This is a genomic window from Pseudomonas sp. WPR_5_2, assembly GCF_003634475.1.
GTDB lineage: Bacteria > Pseudomonadota > Gammaproteobacteria > Pseudomonadales > Pseudomonadaceae > Aquipseudomonas > Aquipseudomonas izuensis.
In genome coordinates this window covers 29,419-48,366 of sequence record NZ_RBLA01000001.1, presented here as the reverse complement: position 1 = coordinate 48,366, position 18,948 = coordinate 29,419, and the positions used below count along the sequence as shown (strand labels likewise).

18 protein-coding genes are annotated in these 18,948 nt (G+C 60.4%); 11 read left to right on the top strand and 7 right to left on the bottom strand.

Annotated elements, in window-relative coordinates; genetic code table 11:
- Window positions 1-75 precede the first annotated feature (75 nt).
- From efeO (BJ917_RS00200) to efeO (BJ917_RS00190), 3 genes are read left to right on the top strand one after another with little or no spacing between them, the layout of a single operon-like run.
- Window positions 76-1,275, top strand: a complete 1,200-nt coding sequence (gene efeO, locus BJ917_RS00200; RefSeq protein WP_121100858.1) for an iron uptake system protein EfeO — start codon at window positions 76-78, stop codon at window positions 1,273-1,275.
- Window positions 1,276-1,293: 18 nt separating this feature from the next.
- Window positions 1,294-2,592, top strand: a complete 1,299-nt coding sequence (efeB, locus tag BJ917_RS00195; RefSeq protein ID WP_121100855.1) for an iron uptake transporter deferrochelatase/peroxidase subunit — start codon at window positions 1,294-1,296, stop codon at window positions 2,590-2,592.
- A gap of 17 nt (window positions 2,593-2,609) precedes the next feature.
- A complete protein-coding gene (efeO, locus tag BJ917_RS00190; RefSeq protein ID WP_121100852.1) occupies window positions 2,610-3,434 on the top strand; it encodes an iron uptake system protein EfeO in 825 nt (274 codons plus the stop codon).
- Window positions 3,435-3,541: 107 nt separating this feature from the next.
- Here efeO (BJ917_RS00190) and pssA read toward each other — a convergent pair whose 3' ends face one another.
- A complete protein-coding gene (pssA, locus tag BJ917_RS00185) occupies window positions 3,542-4,885 on the bottom strand; it encodes a CDP-diacylglycerol--serine O-phosphatidyltransferase (protein WP_121100849.1) in 1,344 nt (447 codons plus the stop codon).
- Window positions 4,886-5,101: 216 nt separating this feature from the next.
- Between pssA and BJ917_RS00180 the strand changes: the two genes are divergently transcribed.
- The 3 genes from BJ917_RS00180 to BJ917_RS00170 all read left to right on the top strand — a co-directional run bounded on the left by BJ917_RS00180 (window position 5,102) and on the right by BJ917_RS00170 (window position 7,184).
- Complete coding sequence (locus BJ917_RS00180) at window positions 5,102-5,665, top strand: TetR/AcrR family transcriptional regulator (RefSeq protein ID WP_121100846.1); 564 nt, start codon at window positions 5,102-5,104, stop codon at window positions 5,663-5,665.
- A 55-nt stretch (window positions 5,666-5,720) separates the two neighbouring features.
- Window positions 5,721-6,197: a nuclear transport factor 2 family protein gene (locus tag BJ917_RS00175; RefSeq protein ID WP_096511704.1), complete on the top strand. Its 477-nt coding sequence runs from the start codon at window positions 5,721-5,723 to the stop codon at window positions 6,195-6,197.
- Window positions 6,198-6,404: 207 nt separating this feature from the next.
- Window positions 6,405-7,184 (top strand): TSUP family transporter, encoded by a 780-nt coding sequence (locus BJ917_RS00170; protein WP_096511705.1) that lies wholly within the window; start codon window positions 6,405-6,407, stop codon window positions 7,182-7,184.
- Here BJ917_RS00170 and nudC read toward each other — a convergent pair.
- Together nudC and BJ917_RS00160 are read right to left on the bottom strand one after the other, a co-directional pair.
- Complete coding sequence (gene nudC / locus BJ917_RS00165; protein WP_096511706.1) at window positions 7,152-7,982, bottom strand: NAD(+) diphosphatase; 831 nt, start codon at window positions 7,980-7,982, stop codon at window positions 7,152-7,154. The genes BJ917_RS00170 and nudC overlap by 33 nt on opposite strands.
- A gap of 7 nt (window positions 7,983-7,989) precedes the next feature.
- Window positions 7,990-8,802: a crotonase/enoyl-CoA hydratase family protein gene (locus tag BJ917_RS00160; RefSeq protein WP_096511707.1), complete on the bottom strand. Its 813-nt coding sequence runs from the start codon at window positions 8,800-8,802 to the stop codon at window positions 7,990-7,992.
- A 342-nt stretch (window positions 8,803-9,144) separates the two neighbouring features.
- Between BJ917_RS00160 and BJ917_RS00155 the strand changes: the two genes are divergently transcribed.
- From BJ917_RS00155 to BJ917_RS00145, 3 genes are read left to right on the top strand one after another with little or no spacing between them, the layout of a single operon-like run.
- Window positions 9,145-9,678, top strand: a complete 534-nt coding sequence (locus tag BJ917_RS00155) for a tetratricopeptide repeat protein (RefSeq protein WP_096511708.1) — start codon at window positions 9,145-9,147, stop codon at window positions 9,676-9,678.
- Window positions 9,679-9,732: 54 nt separating this feature from the next.
- Window positions 9,733-10,230, top strand: a complete 498-nt coding sequence (locus BJ917_RS00150; protein ID WP_172901675.1) for an RNA polymerase sigma factor — start codon at window positions 9,733-9,735, stop codon at window positions 10,228-10,230.
- On the top strand, window positions 10,227-10,988 hold the full coding sequence (locus BJ917_RS00145) for an anti-sigma factor (protein WP_121100843.1): 762 nt from the start codon (window positions 10,227-10,229) through the stop codon (window positions 10,986-10,988). Before BJ917_RS00150 ends, BJ917_RS00145 begins: the two co-directional genes overlap by 4 nt.
- Window positions 10,989-11,124: 136 nt before the next feature.
- Here BJ917_RS00145 and BJ917_RS00140 read toward each other — a convergent pair whose 3' ends face one another.
- From BJ917_RS00140 to BJ917_RS00125, 4 genes are all read right to left on the bottom strand, one after another.
- The gene (locus BJ917_RS00140) at window positions 11,125-11,391 is read right to left on the bottom strand and encodes a hypothetical protein (RefSeq protein WP_121100840.1); all 267 of its coding nucleotides are present in this window, start codon (window positions 11,389-11,391) and stop codon (window positions 11,125-11,127) included.
- A gap of 224 nt (window positions 11,392-11,615) precedes the next feature.
- Window positions 11,616-12,065 carry a hypothetical protein gene (locus BJ917_RS00135; RefSeq protein WP_121100837.1) on the bottom strand — a complete coding sequence of 150 codons (450 nt, stop codon included), beginning with the start codon at window positions 12,063-12,065 and terminating at the stop codon, window positions 11,616-11,618.
- 190 nt (window positions 12,066-12,255) lie between these two features.
- Entirely contained in the window at window positions 12,256-13,554 is a 1,299-nt protein-coding gene (locus tag BJ917_RS00130; protein WP_121100834.1) for an ATP-binding protein, read from the bottom strand.
- 4 nt (window positions 13,555-13,558) lie between these two features.
- Window positions 13,559-14,260: a response regulator transcription factor gene (locus BJ917_RS00125; RefSeq protein ID WP_121100831.1), complete on the bottom strand. Its 702-nt coding sequence runs from the start codon at window positions 14,258-14,260 to the stop codon at window positions 13,559-13,561.
- Between the two features lie 266 nt (window positions 14,261-14,526).
- Here BJ917_RS00125 and BJ917_RS00120 point away from each other — a divergent pair, with 266 nt between their 5' ends.
- The gene (locus tag BJ917_RS00120) at window positions 14,527-15,684 is read left to right on the top strand and encodes an efflux RND transporter periplasmic adaptor subunit (protein WP_121100829.1); all 1,158 of its coding nucleotides are present in this window, start codon (window positions 14,527-14,529) and stop codon (window positions 15,682-15,684) included.
- A 15-nt stretch (window positions 15,685-15,699) separates the two neighbouring features.
- Window positions 15,700-18,798, top strand: a complete 3,099-nt coding sequence (locus BJ917_RS00115; RefSeq protein WP_121100825.1) for an efflux RND transporter permease subunit — start codon at window positions 15,700-15,702, stop codon at window positions 18,796-18,798.
- The last annotated feature ends 150 nt before the right edge of the window (window positions 18,799-18,948 follow it).

The window sequence follows — 18,948 nt, the reverse complement described above, 5'->3', positions numbered from 1 at the left end:
CCTTTGGATTTTTCGCGAGCAGGCTCGCTCCCACAGGGGTTAGCAACCCGTTTTTACCAGCCAGTAAGGACAATCATGCCAAATTCAGCCTCTCCCCAGGCCTCACCTCCCCGCGCCTTGCGCTGGGCCGTGGTCGGTTCGGTGATCGTGATGATCGCTGCCGGTGGCCTGTTCTACTACGCCTCGAAAATGGCCGCCGCCAAACGCCAGGCCAACCGCGACGAAGTATTGGTGACCATTGATCCGCACAGCTGCGAACCCAATGCGCTGACCGTTCCAGCCGGCCACGCCAGTTTCCGGATCGTCAACCGGTCCGACCGTGCCGTTGAATGGGAAATCCTCGACGGTGTATTGGTGATCGAAGAGCGGGAAAACATCGCGCCAGGCTTGAGCCAGGTGATCAACGCCAACCTGTTGCCCGGCGATTACGCCATCACCTGCGGCTTGCTGAGCAACCCGCGCGGCACCTTGCACGTAACGCCGACGGCGGCTTCGGATGCGGCGGCCAAAGCCAGACCGTCGATGGTCGCCTTCGTGGGACCGTTGTCGGAATTTCGCGTGTACCTGAACAGCCAGGGTACTGCGCTGATCCAGACCGTCTCCGCGCTCGATCAAGCCATCGAAGCCGGAGACTTGAGCCAGGCTCAAGCCTTGTACATTCCCGCTCGCGCCGCTTATCAACGGCTGGCCCCTGCTGCCCAGCGCATGGCCGAGCTGGACAACGGGATCAACGCCCGTGCCGATTACTTCGAAAAACGCGAACAGGACCCTGCTTTCACGGGCTTCCATCGCCTCGAATACGCGCTGTTCCAGCAACGCGACCTCGACGGTCTGGCACCGGTCGCCCAGCGCCTGCTGACCGATGTCACCCGCCTCAAACAACAGCTGCTGGCCCAGTCGCTGCTACCGGAACAACTGGTGAGCATCGTGGTGCGCAACCTCAACAACATGAGCGAAGTCCGTGCCGGCAGCGGCGAAGAAGAACGTTACAGCCACAGCGACCTGAACGGCTTTGCCGGCAACCTCGACGCTGCGCGAAAGGTTGTCGAACTGCTGCGTCCGCTGCTGGCCAAGTCTGCCGCCGACCTGTTACCGAAAATCGACAGCGCGCTGGCTGCCTTCGATGCCCAGCTCAATGGTTTCAAGCTCAATGACAGCTACGCCAGTTACGACAGCGTCAGCGCCGCACAGCGCCAGCAGATCGCCGACAAGGCCAAGGCATTAGCCACCGCACTCGACGACATCGATCCCGCCCTTGGCCTTTCCGGCCTTTAAGCAGAAGACGACTTCCAGATGAACGATTCAGAGCCATTCAACCTTCAACGTCGCCGGGTATTGATGGGCATGGGCGCCGCCGGTGTCGCCCTCACAGGTGTAGCGCTGAGCTGCCCGGCCATGGCTGCGAGCCCCGCGCAAGTCACCGAAGCCCCCAGCAGTGACCGCACCGAAGACCGTCATGCATTCCATGGCAAGCACCAGAGCGGCATCGTCACCCCGCGACCGGCGTCCGGCATGCTGGTGTCGTTCGATGTGCTGGCCAGCGACCGCGACGACCTGGAGCGGCTGTTCCGCACCCTCAACGAACGAATCGCATTCCTGATGAAGGGTGGCCCGGTGGCACAAGTCGATCCGAAACTGCCGCCGGTGGATTCGGGGATTCTTGGCCCGACCGTCACGCCGGACAACCTGACCATCACCGTGTCGGTGGGCGCCTCATTGTTCGATGAGCGTTTCGGCTTGGCGAACGTCAAGCCCAAGCGCCTGATGCGCATGGTCGGCTTCCCCAACGATGCGCTGGAAGCCGATTGCTGCCACGGCGACCTGAGCCTGCAGTTCTGTGCCAACACCACCGACACCAACATCCACGCCCTGCGCGACATCGTGAAAAACCTCCCGGACCTGCTGCTGGTGCGCTGGAAGCAGGAAGGCAGCGTGCCACCCCAGGCCCCGGCTAAACCCGGAAAACCTGCGCAGAGCGCGCGCAACTTCCTGGGTTTTCGCGATGGTTCGGCCAACCCCGACTCCAACGATGCCAAGGCCATGGACAGCATTGTCTGGGTGCAACCGGGCAGCGACGAACCGGCCTGGGCCGTCAATGGCAGCTACCAGGCGGTGCGAATCATCCGCAACTTCGTCGAACGCTGGGACCGCACGCCCTTGCAGGAACAGGAAAGCATTCTTGGCCGGGTCAAAAGCAGCGGCGCGCCCATGGGTGGCAGCCGTGAAACCGAAGTGCCCGACTACGCCAAAGACCCCGACGGCAAGCTGACCAGACTCGATGCGCACATCCGCCTGGCCAACCCGCGCACCGCCGCGACCCAGGCCAACCTGATCCTGCGTCGGCCGTTCAACTACTCCAACGGCGTGAACAAGAACGGTCAGCTCGAAATGGGCCTGTTGTTCATCTGCTACCAGGCCGATCTGGAAAAAGGCTTTATCACCGTGCAAACGAGGCTCAACGGCGAGCCGCTGGAGGAATACCTGAAGCCGGTGGGCGGCGGGTATTTCTTTACCTTGCCCGGTGTTACGGGCGATCAGGACTTCATCGGTCGCTCGCTGCTGAATGCAACACACATAAAAAACCCTGCTTGACCTCACGGAGCCACTTCATGAAAAAGTCGCCACTCGCGATACTGCTGACCCTGGGCTTGCTCAACACTCCGCTTTCGGCTTTCGCCGCAACGGCGCCGCTGGAGCTGGTGCAACCCATTTCCGACTACAAGATCTACGTTACAGAGCAACTGGATGAACTGGCCAGCCACACCCAGCAGTTCACTGACGCGGTGAAAAAAGGTGACCTGGCCACCGCGAAAAAGCTCTATGCGCCAACCCGGGTTTACTACGAATCGATCGAGCCGATCGCCGAGCTGTTCAGTGACCTCGATGCCTCTATCGACTCCCGGGTCGATGACCATGAAAAGGGTGTGAAGGCTGAAGACTTCACCGGTTTCCACCGCATCGAATATTCGCTGTTCTCGGAAAACAGCACCCAGGGTCTGGGCGAGTTGGCGGATGGCCTGGACAAGAACGTCAAAGACCTGCAAAGCCGTGTCGCCGGCCTGACCTTCCCGCCGGAAAAAGTTGTCGGCGGTGCCGCTGCGCTGCTGGAAGAAGTGGCGGCCACCAAGATCGCCGGCGAGGAAGATCGCTACAGCCACACCGACCTTTATGACTTCCAGGGCAACATCGACGGCGCGAAGAAAATCGTCGACCTGTTCCGTCCGCAAATCGAGAAACAGGACGCGGCGTTCATCGCCAAGGTCGACAAGAACTTTGCCACGGTGAACAAGACACTGGCCAAGTACAAAACCAGGGATGGCGGTTTCGAGACCTATGACAAAGTGAAGGAAAGCGACCGCAAGGCGCTGGTGGGGCCGGTCAATACATTGGCTGAGGATTTGTCGACGTTGCGGGGCAAGCTTGGTTTGAACTGAGTTTCGTAGCGTCTGAGCGGGCCTCTTCGCGAGCAGGCTCGCTCCCACAAGGGTTATGTGTCGAACACAAATCCACTGTGGGAGCGAGCCTGCTCGCGAATGCTTTTTTACAGAATCCGGTACAGCAACCGCTCAATCCTGACCCGGCTCACACGCTTGAGAAACTTCGCCACCCCCGCCGGGTATTCAGGCAATGTTTCCAGATCCTGATAACGCTCGATGCGCGTCGTGTGCTGGAAAATTTCTTTCAATTCCTTGGCACGCGGTTCGAGCAATTCGCCTTTCGGATCATCGATCAGCAAGGCGTTTTCCAGGTCGAGGCGGAACGCCCGCGGGTTGAGGTTGTTGCCGGTCAGCAAGGTGTAGCGCTGATCGATCCACATGCCCTTGAGGTGGTAGGTGTGATCGCCATCCTTCCACAGGTGCAGGTTCAACTGGCCGCTGTCGATGTTGCGCTGATGGCGCTTGGCGAAGCGGCGCAGGCTGATTTCGTAAAGATACGGCAGCGCCGCGATCACCTTGAACGGCTCGCTCGGTGGAATGTAGAAGTCGTTCGCGGTTTTGTCGCCCACCACGATGTCGATCTTCACGCCGCGGGCCAATGCCCGGTTGATCTCGCGAATGATCGCCAGCGGCAAATTGAAGTACGGCGTGCAAATGGTCAGTTGCTGCTGGGCGCTGGCAATGAGTTCACAGATCACCCGGTTCAGCGGGTTGTTCTTGCCCACACCCAGCAACGGGCTCACCGACAGGCCGCCTTTATCCGTAGTGCCCTCGGTCGTGTCGTACGCCGCGTGCTTGAGGCGGCTGCGCAGGTCGCCGATATCGTTGCGCAGGCTGCGGGTGGTCGGCAGGTTCGGCAGGTCGAGGCGATGCACCGCCTTGGAAGCCACCAGGCCATGTTGAACCAGATGCTGCATCGAGTCGGCCAGGGCACGGTTGTGCAGCAGGTGATAACGGTCGTAGCGGTATTTTTCGAACTTGTGCAGGTAGACGTTGTTCAGGCTCGCACCGCTGTAGATCACGCAGTCGTCGATGATGAAGCCCTTCAGATGCAATACGCCGAACAGCTCGCGGGTCTGCACCGGCACGCCATACACCGGTACTTCGCTTTCGTGGGTACGGGTCATCTCCTGATACCAGGCCGAGTTGCCCGGTTGCTTGCCGGCACCGATCAGACCGCGCTGGGCGCGCAGCCAGTCGACGACGACCACCACGTCCAGATGCGGACGCGCCAGCTTGGCTGCGTGCAAGGCATCGAGAATTTCCTGGCCTGCCTCATCCTGTTGCAGGTACAGCGCGACGATATAAATGCGCTGCGTGGCGCCGGCAATTTTTTCCAGCAAGCAACGACGGAACTCGGCAGCGCCAGAGAGGATGGTGACGGCATCGGCGGTCAACGGAAAACTGCGCAGTTTGGGCAGCAGGGAACGTTTGAAAAGCAACGGCATAGGGCTCGCAATCGGGTCGAATCCAGAGAGTTTGAGAGCTTACACCATGGATTGGCCTGGGTCTTGTCATCGTCTGTGAGGGCCTCTTCGCGAGCAGGCTCGCTCCCCCATTTGAAATGCATTCCCCTGTGGGAGCGAGCCTGCTCGCAAAGGTGATTTTACAAACATAAAAATAGCTGCTTGACCAAGGAGAACGATCGTTCTACTGTAAGCCATATGAACGAATCAAACAGCAACGACACACGCGATATCATTCTGGATGTCGCCGAAAAGTTGATCTACAAAAGTGGCATTGCCGCCACCGGCATGGATCTTCTGGTGAAAACCGCCGGCGTCTCCAGAAAAAGCATCTACCGCTACTTCGCCAACAAGGAGGAGCTCACCGTCGCAGCCCTGCAACGCCGGGACCAACGCTGGATGCACTGGTACAGAAGCGAAGTCGGCCAGGCCGAAACCCCGGCCGACCGCCTGCTCAACCTGTTTACCGTGCTCAAGTCCTGGTTTGTCTCGGAAGGCTTTCGCGGCTGCGCCTTCATCAACACCAGTGGCGAAACCGGCGATCCGCAGGACCCGGTCCGCCTGGTCGCCAAAGACCACAAACAGAAGCTGCTCGACTACGTTTGCGAGCTGTGTACCGAACATGGCGCCGAAGATCCGCAGTTGCTGGCCAAACAGCTGCTGATCCTGATTGACGGTGCCATAACCGTGGCGCTTGTAATGGGTGATCACAGTGCCGCCGATAATGCGCAATGCATGGCGCGAAAGTTATTGGACCTGTAATAACTTAATCAAGCCCGAAACGTGCTGGAACTTTAACTTTATACGGAGACGTGAAATGTCTAATGCCGAAGTTCGTCCGCCATTGCCGCCCTTCACCCGTGAATCGGCCATCGAAAAAGTCCGCCTGGCCGAAGACGGCTGGAACTCCCGCGACCCGGAACGGGTGTCGCTGGCCTACACCCTGGACACCAAATGGCGTAACCGCGCCGAGTTCGCCTACAACCGCGAAGAAGCCAAGGGCTTCCTGACCCGTAAATGGGCCAAGGAGCTGGACTATCGGCTGATCAAGGAACTCTGGGCCTTTACCGGTAACCGTATCGCCGTGCGTTATGCCTATGAATGGCACGACGATTCGGGCAACTGGTTCCGCTCCTATGGCAACGAAAACTGGGAGTTCGACGAGAATGGCCTGATGGCCAACCGGTTTGCCTGCATCAACGACCTGCCGATCAAGGAAAGCGACCGCAAGTTCCACTGGCCGCTGGGTCGCCGGCCGGATGATCATCCGGGTCTGTCGGATCTCGGCCTGTAACCACTGTTAAAACTGTGGGAGCGAGCCTGCTCGCGAAAGCGGTGTGTCAGCCAACCATCATGTTGGATCTGATAGCCTCTTCGCGAGCAGGCTCGCTCCCACAGGTTTTGTGTTGGTCTGGCGGGTCGCGGCAGATGTCGGATAACGGTAAGATACCGGCCCTTCCCCGCAGCCCCTTCGCTGCACCCTGCCGATTAAGCCGATTCCATGCCTTTCGAACTCAGCGTTGACCTTACCACCCTGGCCATTCTGGCCCTTGTCGCTTTCATTGCCGGTTTCATCGATGCCATCGCTGGCGGTGGCGGCCTGTTGACCACCCCGGCCCTGCTCACCGCCGGTTTGCCGCCACACCTGGTGCTGGGTACCAACAAGCTCAGTTCGACCTTCGGCTCGGCCACCGCCAGCTTCACTTTCTACCGCCGCAAGCTGTTCCACCCCAAACAGTGGATGCACGCCATCGTCGGCACCCTGGTCGGTGCGCTGACCGGTGCCATCGTCGCGCATTACCTGCCAGCGGAATGGCTGAACAAGATGCTGCCCGTCATCGTCTTCGCCTGCGGCCTTTACCTGCTGTTTGGCGGCACGCCAAAAGCGCCGCTGGACAGCGACGCACCGATCAAGAAGAAGTGGCAATCGACCCAGGGCTTCAGCCTGGGTTTCTACGATGGCGTGGCCGGTCCCGGCACCGGCGCATTCTGGACCGTCAGCAGCCTGCTGCTGTACCCGATCGATCTGGTCAAGGCCAGCGGCGTGGCGCGCAGCATGAACTTCGTCAGCAACATTGCGGCGCTGTCGGTGTTCGTGTTTTCCGGGCAGGTGGACTGGATCATCGGCCTGTGCATGGGCCTGTCGGTGATGGTCGGGGCGTTCTTCGGTGCTCGCACCGCCATCAGCGGCGGCGCGAAGTTCATTCGTCCGGTGTTCATCACCGTGGTGCTGGGGCTGACCGTGCGACTAGCCTGGCAACACTGGTTCAGCGTGGCCTAAACGCCGCGCCACGTAGACGTCGATCAGGTAACGGGCAATCGAGCGCGACGCCGGCAATGGCGGCAGCGCATGCACGTTGAACCACTGGGCGTCTTCGATTTCGTCCTCCTGACAGACGATCTCGCCACCGGCGTATTCGGCATGGAAGCCGAGCATCATCGAGTGCGGGAACGGCCAGCACTGGCTGCCCATGTACTGGATGTTCTTCACCTCGATCCGCACTTCTTCACGCACCTCGCGAATCAGGCAATCCTCGGCCGATTCGCCCGGTTCGGCAAACCCCGCCAGCGTGCTGTAGACCCCTGGCACAAAGCGTGGCGAACGCCCCAGCAAAATCTCGTCGCCACGGGTCACCAGCACGATCATGCTCGGCGAAATCCGCGGATAGCTGCGTATGTCGCAGGGCTGGCAATACATGGCCCGCTCCCTTGGCACCTGGGTCATGGCCTGGCCGCAGTTGCCGCAAAAGCGATGTTCACGGGCCCAGGTGCCGATCTGCGCGGCGTAACCGAGCACTTTGTAGAGCGTGTGATCGCCTTCGAGCATGAACGCCCGCAGGCCTTTCCAGTTGCAACCCGACACTTCGCTGTGGTTGCGCAACTCCAGCAGGTACACCGGTTCGCCGTCGAGGTGACCAATACCGTGTTCGGCCAGAATGGGCAGCTCCTGGCGCTTGAGCCATTCACGGGGAAACAACGCGCCATTGTCATCGAACAGAAAGCCTTCCGGGCTACGCGCCACGGCCCAGCCGCCAGGTTGATCGGTGTCCAGAACTGCAGTGGTCCAGCGTGGAGTCATTTTTCAATCAATCCAGAAATTCGGGTTTCTGTTTGCTCATGTGGGCGGCCATGGCCACGCGTAAATCGGTGGATTGCAGCATGGCGGCGTTCCATGTAGCGACGTATTCAAGGCCGTCATCGATGCGATGATCGCGCATGTAGCTGATCATCTCCTTGGTGCCGGTGACAGCAATCGGCGACTTGCCCGCAATCTCTCGGGCAATGCCCATGACGCCGTCGAGCAGGCTGGCGGTGTCGCTGTAGACGCGATTGACCAGTCCCATGCCACGCGCTTCCTCGGCGCCGAAAGTGCGACCAGTGTAAGCCAGTTCACGCAGCATGCCGTCACCGATGATCCGCGGCAAGCGTTGCAGTGTGCCAACGTCGGCGGCCATGCCGATGTCGATTTCCTTGATCGAGAACTGCGCGTCTTCGGCGGCGTAACGCATGTCGCATGCAGCGATCAGATCAATGGCGCCCCCCAGGCAATAGCCCTGGATGGCCGCGAGCACCGGTTTGCGGCAGTTATCGACGGCGTTGAAGGACGCTTGCAGGGTGAGGATCTTGCGTCGCAGCAGACGTGCATTGCGCCCGACGTCCTTGCCCAGCTCATTGGCGACGCCGGCCAGCATCATCAGGTCGATGCCGGAGGAAAAGTGCTTGCCGGCACCACTGAGGACCACCACACGCACTTCGTCGGTGTCGTCGATCCACTGGAAAATCTCGACGATTTCGCTCCAGAACGCAGCGTTCATCGAATTGATCTTTTCCGGGCGATTGATTTGCACATGGGCGATTTTATCAACCAGTTCGACGGTGAACGCGGTGTATTGAGACATGCCGGTGATCCTTTTAGCAGGCAAAAAAGAGGCCCGACTATACCAAGGCCTGGAGGTGGGCAGTAAGGCAGTGGTTCGGCCAAAAACGGGACCGGTTGAGTGATGCGGTGCCGTTGCCGGCCTCTTCGCGAGCAGGTTCGCTCCTACATTTGAAATGCGTTCCCCTGTGGGAGCGAGCCTGCTCGCGAATGGCCGCGCCGCTGACCTGAAGCCCCTTGGGCAAACCAAAAGAAAAAAATGAATAATTGGTCACGCAGCGGTGTTCAATATCAGGTGGTCACCGACACCCAACCTTTTCGGCCCGTTCGCTGTCCCAACCCTGATACGCGTGGAGCATTCCCCATGAATAGCCGCTACTCGATATTCACCGCCCCCTTGATACTCGCTGTTGTGCTGTCCGGGTCACAGGCATGGGCCCACGGCGACGATGACGCTCCCGCCGCTCCCCAGTGCCCCAGAGGCCAGGTCCTCGACAAGAAGTCGCAGAAATGCGTCAAGCAAACCAGCAATCTGGTGCCGGACGCCGACCGTACCGATTATGCTTATCAGCTAGCTAAGGCCGGGCGCTACGAAGAGGCCCTGGCGCTGCTCGACACGCTCAAAGACCCCAATACCGCCAAGGCGCTGAACTATCGCGGCTACGTTACGCGTAAACTGGGCCGCACCGACGAAGGCATCGGTTATTACCTGCAGTCGGTCAAGCTCGACCCGCAGTACGCGAAGGTTCGCGAGTACCTCGGCGAAGCCTATGTGATCAAGGGTCAGCTGGATCTTGCCCAGGAACAGTTGCGGCAGATCAAATCGATTTGCGGCAACACCAGCTGCGAGGAATACCGGGACCTGGCCGAAGCCATCAACGACTCATCGAAAACCTGACACACCGAATGGACGGAGGTCGTCATCGCCAGCGATCAGGCAATACGGGCAGAACTGGGCCAGCATCTGGCGCGTTTGTGGCGCTACGGCTTGCTGTTGTCCAGGCAACGGCATGTCGCCGAAGACCTGGTGCAAGCCACCTGTGTGCGGGCGCTGGAACGGGCCGGTCAATTCGAACCGGGCACGCGCATGGATCGCTGGCTGATGAGCATTCTGCATTCGATCTGGCTCAATGAAGTGCGAGCCCGTCGGGTGCGACATGGTCAAGGCACGATGGAGGGCGAAGAGGTGTTGTCGTTCGACGGTGAACACGCGGCGCAAACCCATGTCATGGCGGCGCAAGTCATCCGCCGCGTCGATGCATTGCCCGAAGCCCAGCGCGAAACGGTGTTCCTGGCCTATGTCGAAGGCCTGTCCTACCGCGAAGTCGCCGAGGTACTGCAAGTGCCCATCGGCACCGTCATGAGTCGCCTGGCGGCTGCCCGGGGCAAACTCGCCGAATACCCGCCCTTGCAGTCCGTGCCAAACCCTTCCAGCGGAGAACGTCGATGAACGCGCGAATCCCGGATGAGCAACTGGTGGCTTATCTGGACGACCAACTCGACACCGAACAGCGTCAGCGTATCGATGCGGCCGTGGCGCAAGACCCGATGCTCGGCCTGCGCCTGCAATGGCTGAACCGCAGCAGCCTGCCATTCAAGGCGGCCTACGACGAACTGGGACGCCAGGCGCCGGTGGATCGCCTGCAAGCCATGCTCGACACCCTGCCCTCGCCAGCCCGTCCGACACTCAATCGCCGCTGGTTCCTCGCGGCGGCAGCCGGGCTGGTGGTCAGCGGCGTACTGGCGGATCGTTTGTTCCTTGGCTGGCAAGCCACACAGCAGCAGGACAACTGGCGCCAATTGGTGGCCGACTACATGGCGCTTTATGTGCCGCAAACCCTCGACCACTTGCCCGGCGACGAAGCCGCCCAACGCGCGCAATTGCGCACCCTCGATGCACGCCTGGGCCTGGTCCTCACGCCCGCGCAGCTGACCTTGCCCCGCGCCGAATTCAAGCGCGCGCAAATCCTTGAATACGACGGCGTGCCCATCGCCCAGATCAGCTACCTCGACCCGGTCCATGGTCCGATGGCGCTGTGCGTCACCCGCTCCAACAGCGGTAGCCGGCATTTCGCCCAGGAACGTCGGCGCGGGATGAACATTGTCTATTGGGCTGACATGGAGCATGCGTGGATGCTGATCGGGCATAACCCGATGGCGGACCTGGAGGGTATGGCCACGGTGTTGCGCGGACGGTTGAGCGCGTGATGTGGGAGCAGGTTTTGATTTCAATGGTGACCTTCTGGCCGTCTTCGCGGGCAAGCCTCGCTCCTACAAGAGCACCGGGCACCCTGTAGGAGCGTGGCTTGCCCGCGAAGAGGCCGGAACAGTTGCCACAGGTCGATCAGGCGGTTCTGCTGCCAGCCTTCACAAGATCCTGCGCCCTCGGAAATTCCCCCAAGGAGTCCAGCACCACTGTGTATTTCACCTTGTCGCCCACGAGGAAATGATCCTGCCCCTCAGGCGTGCGATTAGGGCCGATCCTGACTGCCAGCCTGGAACAGCCATCATCCGGCACGACCATGGCGAACTTCGTCCACATTGAATCGACCCAGACGACCCTGATCGCGTTGATCGTCCCCTTACCCATTCTTGTTGTTGGCGCTTCCATCTCCACCCTCCAGTCGTCAGTGCGTGGCGCGACAGCCTGACTGCGTAGGAATAATGAAACGTTTTAATGGTGAAGGTGGCGACTGTCAGGTTTGATAGATTGCTACTCAAATTCATGACAAACACCACGATTTGTCATCAGCATCAATAGCAGGCGACATCTTTTGAATGTGGCGATGAGGTCACAAGCCCCCACCGCCCCGTATCAGCCCCCCTCGACATTAATCAGCCTTCTCTAATATTGAACGCACCAGAGAATTCTTTACCGGCAACTGTCTTGAAGTCAAAAGTAGCGACCATATGCGACGGAGAAATCTGGGTCACTACGAGGGTGCCTTCCACTCCCACATATATCTGGTAATCGTCCCCGCTAAAAAAACGCGTAAAACTGGCACCCACGGTTTTAGGGTTCAGGTCATTTACAATACGGTGCGTTCCGGTCTGCAGACCGTGAGGCACCGTAAATATGAACGCATTATTCCCTGAAGGGTGTTGGTTACTGACCCCCGAAACCATGCCAGTAGTACCCGTGAAATCAATATTCACCGCATTGGCGGCAAAGTTTTTCGGTTCGGCTGGAATGGTCTCCGGAAGTGTCGCGGTAAACGTGCCAGTATCATTTACACCATCCCTGGCTTTATTTAAAATTTTTTCCACTTCAGTAACAGATATCATATTAGAACCCCTTGCACAAAGTTAATTAACCGCTGTTTATTTGCTTGCCCGGCAAATTATCAGCAAATAAGAAACCCATGCCCACTGTCAGAATTACTAGTTTTTTAGTAAATAACAGACTAACAAGTTTCTACCTGAACACTGTTTATCGCGTAGCGCTATATAGCTATGTATCAGGTGTCCTCGTGAGTCAAACCGGCGTCGGCAGCCACAACCGAAACCGCGCCCCGCCCAGCGGAGACGCTTCCACAGTCAAAGTACCTCCCTGCGCCTCCAGCGCCCGGCGACTGATCGCCAGCCCCAGGCCAAACCCACCCGTGGCGCGATCGCGGCTGCGGTCGAGCCGGTAGAAAGGCTCGAAAATCCGCTCACGCTCATCATCCGGAATGCCGATGCCATCATCGTCCACCCAGATCTCGCAACCCTTGTGGCAGACCTGCACGCCGATCTGAATGCGCCTTTCGCAGTAACGCATGGCATTGCGCAGCAGGTTCTGCAGGGCGCGAGCGGTCAGGCGCGGGTCAAGGGTGAAGCGTTCGAGCTGGCCGTGCAGCAGCACGTCGATGACGATGTCCGGCGATTGCTCTTCATCGACACTGCCCAGAATGCTATCGATGAATTCATCCAGCGACACCTCAACCTGTTCCGGCACCCGCGCCGGGTTTTGCAGGCGACTGTAGGACAGCAGTTCCAGCACCAGTTCATCGAGTTCGCGAATGTGATCCACCAACCCTTGCAGGCGCTCACGGCTGGTGGCTGGCAGATCGTCGGACAGGGCCAGGGCCAGGCCGAAATCCAGGCGGGTCAGCGGCGTGCGCAATTCGTGGGAGACGGCGTTGAGCAGATCGCGCTGCTGGTTCAGCAGGTTTTCGATATCACCGGCCATGGTGTCGAAGACATTGGCCAGGCTGCCGATGTTGGAACTGGGGGCAATCTGCGTGCGCTCGCTCAAATGACCTTTGCCGAAGCGCTCGGCCGTGCCCTTGAGCCGTTCCAGATCGCGCCAGTGCGGGCGCAGCCACAGCAACAGGCAGGCGAGCATGGTCGCGCCGATCAGCACGTTGATGCTCCAGTACAGCAAGCTGACGTCCGTCGGGTCCGGTGGCACCACCATTTGCACCACGGTGTGCTCATCCAGCGGCGCCACCGCCAGGGTACGCCAGCCCCAGTCGCCGATGCGCACGACGTTTTCGCCACGCTGCAAACGCTGCTGCTCATCAAGGGAAAAACCAGGATCGTCGTTGCCGCTGAGCACGATGTGCAGCGGATGAAACTCCTTGTCCATCTCCGCCGCCAGGGATGGCCACTGCTCGGTTGGCACCGCCTTGAACTGCTTGACCATAAGGGTTTGCAGGCCACGGGAATAATCAAGGTTGTAGGTCAGGAAGCGCTCGTGGAAGACCTTGATCACCAGGTCCGGCACCAGGTAGATCGCTGCACTGAATGAAACAATGGTGACCAGGTACAGGCGAAAAAGGATTCTGAACATCGTCTCAGCATTCCCATTCGGAACGGCTGAACAGGTAACCCTTGCCCCACACGGTCTTGATCTTGCGCGCCTCGCCGGCATGGTCATCGAACTTGCGCCGCAACTTGGAAATCGCCACGTCCACCGAACGGTCCGTGCCGTTGAATTCGATGCCGCGCAGGCGTTGCAGAATCTGGTCGCGGCTCAGCACTTCGCCGGCATGCCGGGCCAGCACCACCAGCAGGTTGTATTCGCCGCTGGACAGCTCCACCGGTTGTTCGCGCCAGGTCACGGTGCGTTCGGACAGGTCGATGCACAGATTGCCCATCACAATGCGGTCGTTGACGGTCTGTGGTTCGCTGAGACTGCTGCGCCGCAACAAGGTACGTACCCGCGCCAGCAATACCCGAGGCTCACAGGGTTTGGTGACATAGTCATCGGCGCCCATTTCCAGGCCCAGCACCTGATCGTGACTGTCGTCGCGGGCGGTGAGCATCAGGATCGGCAGGGTTGCGGAATCGGCCCGTAGCAAACGGCAGACTTGCAGGCCATCAAGACCGGGCAGCATCAGGTCGAGGATCACCAGATCGGGCGGCGTGACCCGCGCGCGCTCGCGCACCTGATCGCCACGGCTGATCACGCTGACGCAGTAGCCGTTGCGTTCCAGGTAGCTGGCGATCAGTTCGGCGAGGGCGGTGTCGTCTTCGACCAGGAGGATGTTGGGCATGGGTGTTTCCAGAAAGTGCAGTGGCGCCGGATAGACCGCTTTCGCGAGCAGGCTCGCTCCCACAGGGGGACGCATTTCAACTGTGGGAGCGAGCCTGCTCGCGAAGACGATCTGACAGACGCAATGGAATTCAAGGATTCAAGGATATACGCCCCCGCACACACCTGAGTAAAACCCTTACACAATTTCACACAGCGCCAACAAAGCTTCACCGCTACCCTCGCCGTCGCCCAGTAGGATGCTGGGGGTCATTATTGGGGTAATTCATGTCAAACAATCTGCTTGCCAGGCTCAGCCTTCTGGCCCTGGCGTTGACGCTGAGCGCGTGCGACAAGGCCTCGACCGCCGAAGAACAGGCACCACTGGCCACCGTGCGCATCGAAACCCTCTCAGCCCGACCGCTGACCATCAGCAGCGAGCTGAGCGGGCGCATCGCCGCGCCGCGCATCGCCGAAGTGCGCGCCCGTGTCGCTGGCGTGGTCCTGCAACGCACCTTCCGTGAAGGCAGCGACGTGAAACAGGGCGACGTGCTGTTCCGCATCGACCCGGCGCCGTTCAAGGCCGACCTCGACAGCGCCGAAGCAGCACTGCGCAAGGCCGAGGCCAACGCGTTCCAGGCCCGGCTGCAAGAACAGCGCTACGCCCAGTTGATCGACGACAAGGCCATCAGCGGCCAGGACTACGACAATGCCCGCGCCAATGCGCGGCAAACCGCCGCCGACGTGGCCGCCAGTAAAGCCGCGGTCGAGCGTGCCCGGTTGAACCTTGGCTACGCCACCGTCACCGCGCCGATTTCCGGGCGCATCGGTCGCGCGCTGGTCACCGAAGGCGCACTGGTCGGGCAGAACGAAACCACGCCACTGGCGCTGATTCAACAGCTGAACCCAATCCACGCCGACCTCACCCAATCGACCCGCGAACTCAACGACCTGCGCCGCGCCTTCCGTTCCGGTCAACTCAAGGAAGTGGGCCAAGGCCAGGCCAAGGCGACGCTGATTCAGGACGACGGCAGCCTCTACCCGCTACCGGGCAAGCTGCTGTTCTCCGACATCACGGTCGACCCGGGCACTGGTCAGATCATCCTGCGCAGCGAATTCCCCAACCCGAACCTCGACCTGCTGCCCGGCAGCTTCGTGCGGGTGCGCCTGGAGCAAGCGGTGGACCAGCAAGGCATCAGCGTGCCGCAACGGGCGATCCAGCGTGACAGCGCCGGCATTGCTCAAGTGCTGCTACTCGACGCGCAGCAACGGGTCGCCCGGCAACCGGTGGAACTGGGCCCGGTGCAGAACGATCGCTGGATCGTCACCGGCGGGCTCAAAGCCGGCGACCGCATCGTCATCGAAGGCCTGCAACATGCGCGCCCCGGCGAAAAGGTGCAGATCGACGACTCCCCTCTTCCACTTGCCCAGGTTTCTGGCCAGTAAGCAGGACGCTTGTTTATGCCGCAGTTCTTTATCGACCGCCCGGTGTTCGCCTGGGTGGTCACCCTGTTCATCCTGCTCGCCGGTGCGCTGTCCATCCCGCAGTTGCCGGTGGCGCAGTACCCCGACGTCGCGCCGCCACAGATTGAAATTTATGCCGTGTACCCCGGCGCGTCAGCGCAGACCGTGGACGAGAGCGTGGTCAGCCTGATCGAGGAAGAGCTCAACGGTGCCGACCATCTGTTGTATTTCGAATCGCAAAGCAGCCTCGGCAGCGCCACGATCAAGGCGACGTTCCAGCCCGGCACCGATCCGGAAATGGCCCAGGTGGATGTGCAGAACCGCCTGAAAGTCGTGGAGTCGCGCCTGCCGCAAGCGGTCAATCAACAGGGCTTGCAGGTAGAGAAAGTCTCCGCCGGTTTCCTGTTGCTGATCACCCTGACCTCCAGCGACGGCAAGCTCGACGACGTAGCGCTCAGCGACTACCTGGCACGCAACGTGATGAACGAGATCAAGCGTCTGGACGGCGTCGGCAAGGCCCAGTTGTATGGTGCCGAACGGGCCATGCGCATCTGGATCGACCCGCAGAAACTGATCGGTTTCAACCTCACCCCCGCTGACGTCAATGCCGCCATCGTCGCGCAGAACGCCCAGGTGTCGGCGGGCAGCATCGGTGACTTGCCGAGCCGCACCACTCAGGAGATCACCGCGACCATTCTGGTCAAAGGCCAGTTGTCAACCCAGGAAGAGTTCGCCGACATCGTGCTCAAGGCCAATCCGGACGGTTCCACTGTGCGCATCGCGGATGTGGCCCGGGTCGAGATCGGCAGCCAGGAATACCAGTTTTCCACGCGCCTGAACGGCAAACCCTCGACCGCCGTCGGCGTGCAACTGTCGCCGGGGGCCAATGCCCTGAGTACCGCGACCCTGGTGCGGGCGAAGATGGATGAGCTGTCGCGCTACTTCCCGGCCAACGTCGAGTACAAGATTCCGTACGACACCTCGCCTTTCGTCAAGGTCTCGATCACCAAAGTGGTTTTCACCTTGCTCGAGGCGATGGTGCTGGTGTTCGCGGTGATGTTCCTGTTCCTGCAGAACATTCGCTACACGCTGATCCCCACGCTGGTGGTGCCGGTGGCGCTGATGGGCACCTTCGCGACCATGTTGGCGCTGGGTTTCTCGATCAACGTGTTGACCATGTTCGGTATGGTATTGGCCATCGGCATTCTGGTGGACGACGCGATTGTGGTGGTGGAGAACGTCGAGCGGATCATGGCCACTGAAGGTCTTTCACCCAAGGACGCGACCCGCAAGGCCATGAAACAGATCACCGGCGCGATCATCGGCATCACCCTGGTGCTGGTGGCGGTGTTCATTCCGATGGCGTTCATGCAGGGTTCGGTCGGGGTGATCTACCAACAGTTCTCGTTGTCGATGGCCACTTCGATTCTGTTCTCGGCCTTCCTCGCCCTGACCTTGACCCCGGCACTGTGCGCGACACTGCTCAAGCCGATTGCCAAGGGTGAGCATCACGAAAAAACCGGGTTTTTCGGCTGGTTCAACCGTCGCTTCGAGCAACTCACTGCACGTTATCAAGGGTGGGTCGCCTACGCGCTAAAACGCAGCGGTCGTTACCTGCTGATCTATGGGGTGCTGCTGGTCGGCCTGGGGCTGTGCTTCAGTCGTCTGCCCTCCTCGTTCCTGCCGGTGGAGGATCAGGGCTACACCATCACCGACATTCAACTGCCACCGGGCGCGAGCAAAAACCGCACGGTGCAGGTGGTCGAGCAGATCGAAGCGCACAACGCCACCGAGCCCGGCGTCGGTGACAGCACCGTGATTCTCGGCTTCAGCTTCTCCGGCAGCGGCCAGAATGCGGCACTGGCGTTTACCACGCTCAAGGACTGGTCCGAGCGTGGTGGCGATGACTCGGCGAGTTCGATTGCCGACCGCGCCAACATCGCCCTCGGCCAGATCAAGGACGCCATGGCCTTCGCGGTCTTGCCGCCCCCGGTGGACGGCCTCGGCACCTCCAGTGGCTTCGAATTCCGCTTGCAGGACCGTGGCGGCCTGGGCCATGACACATTGATGCGCGCACGCACCGAGTTGCTGGCCGCCGCCGAAAAGAGCCCGATCCTGATGAACGTGCGTGAAAGCGCCCTGGCTGAAGCCCCGCAAGTGCAATTGATCGTCGACCGCAAGCAGGCCAATGCCTTGGGTGTTTCTTTTGCCGACATCGGCAGCGTGCTGTCCACCGCCGTCGGTTCGAGCTACATCAACGACTTCCCCAATCAGGGGCGGATGCAGCGGGTCGTGGTCCAGGCTGAAGGCGATCAGCGCAGTCAGGTCGACGACCTGTTGAAAATCCACGTGCGCAACAATGCCGGGAACATGGTGCCGCTGTCGTCCTTCGTCCAGGCCAAATGGACCCAAGGCCCGGCGCAGTTGACCCGCTACAACGGCTATCCGGCGATCAGCATCTCGGGCGAGCCGAAACCGGGCCACAGCACTGGCGAAGCCATGGCTGAAATCGAGCGGCTGGTGGCACAAGGGCCGGCCGGATTGGGTCAGGAATGGACCGGCCTGTCGTTGCAGGAACGCTTGTCCGGTAGTCAGGCACCGATCCTTCTCGGCTTGTCGCTGCTGATCGTGTTCCTGTGCCTGGCGGCGTTGTACGAGAGCTGGTCGATCCCGACCTCAGTGCTGCTGGTAGTGCCGCTGGGTGTGCTCGGCGCGGTGTTGGCGGTGACCGTCCGAGGCATGCCCAACGACGTGTTCTTCAAGGTCGGTTTGATCACCATCATCGGTCTGTCGGCGAAGAACGCGATCCTGATCATCGAGTTCGCCAAGAGCCTGGTCGACGAAGGCCACGACCTGATCGACGCCACCCTGCAAGCCGCGCGCCTGCGTTTGCGGCCGATCGTGATGACGTCCCTGGCGTTCATCCTCGGCGTGGTACCGCTGGCCATCGCCACCGGCGCCAGCTCGGCGAGCCAGCAAGCCATCGGCACCGGGGTGATTGGCGGCATGATCACGGCGACACTGGCGGTGATATTTGTGCCAGTGTTTTTTGTGGTGGTGATGAAGCTCGTTCACAAACGCCACAAGAATCCATAACCCACACCACCGTCCCTGTAGGAGCGAGGCTTGCCCGCGAAGAGGGAGTGTCATCCAACATCAATGTTGGATGTCACGGCCTCTTCGCGGGCAAGCCTCGCTCCTACAAGGGACGATGTTCGGCCTCAGGATCTGGGCTAAGGTGTTTGC

Bases quoted from the DNA above. Each gene is read 5' to 3' on its own strand.
- efeO (WP_121100858.1), top strand. From the start codon at position 76: ATGCCAAATTCAGCCTCTCCCCAGGCCTCACCTCCCCGCGCCTTGCGC.
- efeB (WP_121100855.1), top strand. From the start codon at position 1,294: ATGAACGATTCAGAGCCATTCAACCTTCAACGTCGCCGGGTATTGATG.
- efeO (WP_121100852.1), top strand. From the start codon at position 2,610: ATGAAAAAGTCGCCACTCGCGATACTGCTGACCCTGGGCTTGCTCAAC.
- pssA (WP_121100849.1), bottom strand. From the start codon at position 4,885: ATGCCGTTGCTTTTCAAACGTTCCCTGCTGCCCAAACTGCGCAGTTTT.
- BJ917_RS00180 (WP_121100846.1), top strand. From the start codon at position 5,102: ATGAACGAATCAAACAGCAACGACACACGCGATATCATTCTGGATGTC.
- BJ917_RS00175 (WP_096511704.1), top strand. From the start codon at position 5,721: ATGTCTAATGCCGAAGTTCGTCCGCCATTGCCGCCCTTCACCCGTGAA.
- BJ917_RS00170 (WP_096511705.1), top strand. From the start codon at position 6,405: ATGCCTTTCGAACTCAGCGTTGACCTTACCACCCTGGCCATTCTGGCC.
- nudC (WP_096511706.1), bottom strand. From the start codon at position 7,982: ATGACTCCACGCTGGACCACTGCAGTTCTGGACACCGATCAACCTGGC.
- BJ917_RS00160 (WP_096511707.1), bottom strand. From the start codon at position 8,802: ATGTCTCAATACACCGCGTTCACCGTCGAACTGGTTGATAAAATCGCC.
- BJ917_RS00155 (WP_096511708.1), top strand. From the start codon at position 9,145: ATGAATAGCCGCTACTCGATATTCACCGCCCCCTTGATACTCGCTGTT.
- BJ917_RS00145 (WP_121100843.1), top strand. From the start codon at position 10,227: ATGAACGCGCGAATCCCGGATGAGCAACTGGTGGCTTATCTGGACGAC.
- BJ917_RS00140 (WP_121100840.1), bottom strand. From the start codon at position 11,391: ATGGAAGCGCCAACAACAAGAATGGGTAAGGGGACGATCAACGCGATC.
- BJ917_RS00135 (WP_121100837.1), bottom strand. From the start codon at position 12,065: ATGATATCTGTTACTGAAGTGGAAAAAATTTTAAATAAAGCCAGGGAT.
- BJ917_RS00130 (WP_121100834.1), bottom strand. From the start codon at position 13,554: ATGTTCAGAATCCTTTTTCGCCTGTACCTGGTCACCATTGTTTCATTC.
- BJ917_RS00125 (WP_121100831.1), bottom strand. From the start codon at position 14,260: ATGCCCAACATCCTCCTGGTCGAAGACGACACCGCCCTCGCCGAACTG.
- BJ917_RS00120 (WP_121100829.1), top strand. From the start codon at position 14,527: ATGTCAAACAATCTGCTTGCCAGGCTCAGCCTTCTGGCCCTGGCGTTG.
- BJ917_RS00115 (WP_121100825.1), top strand. From the start codon at position 15,700: ATGCCGCAGTTCTTTATCGACCGCCCGGTGTTCGCCTGGGTGGTCACC.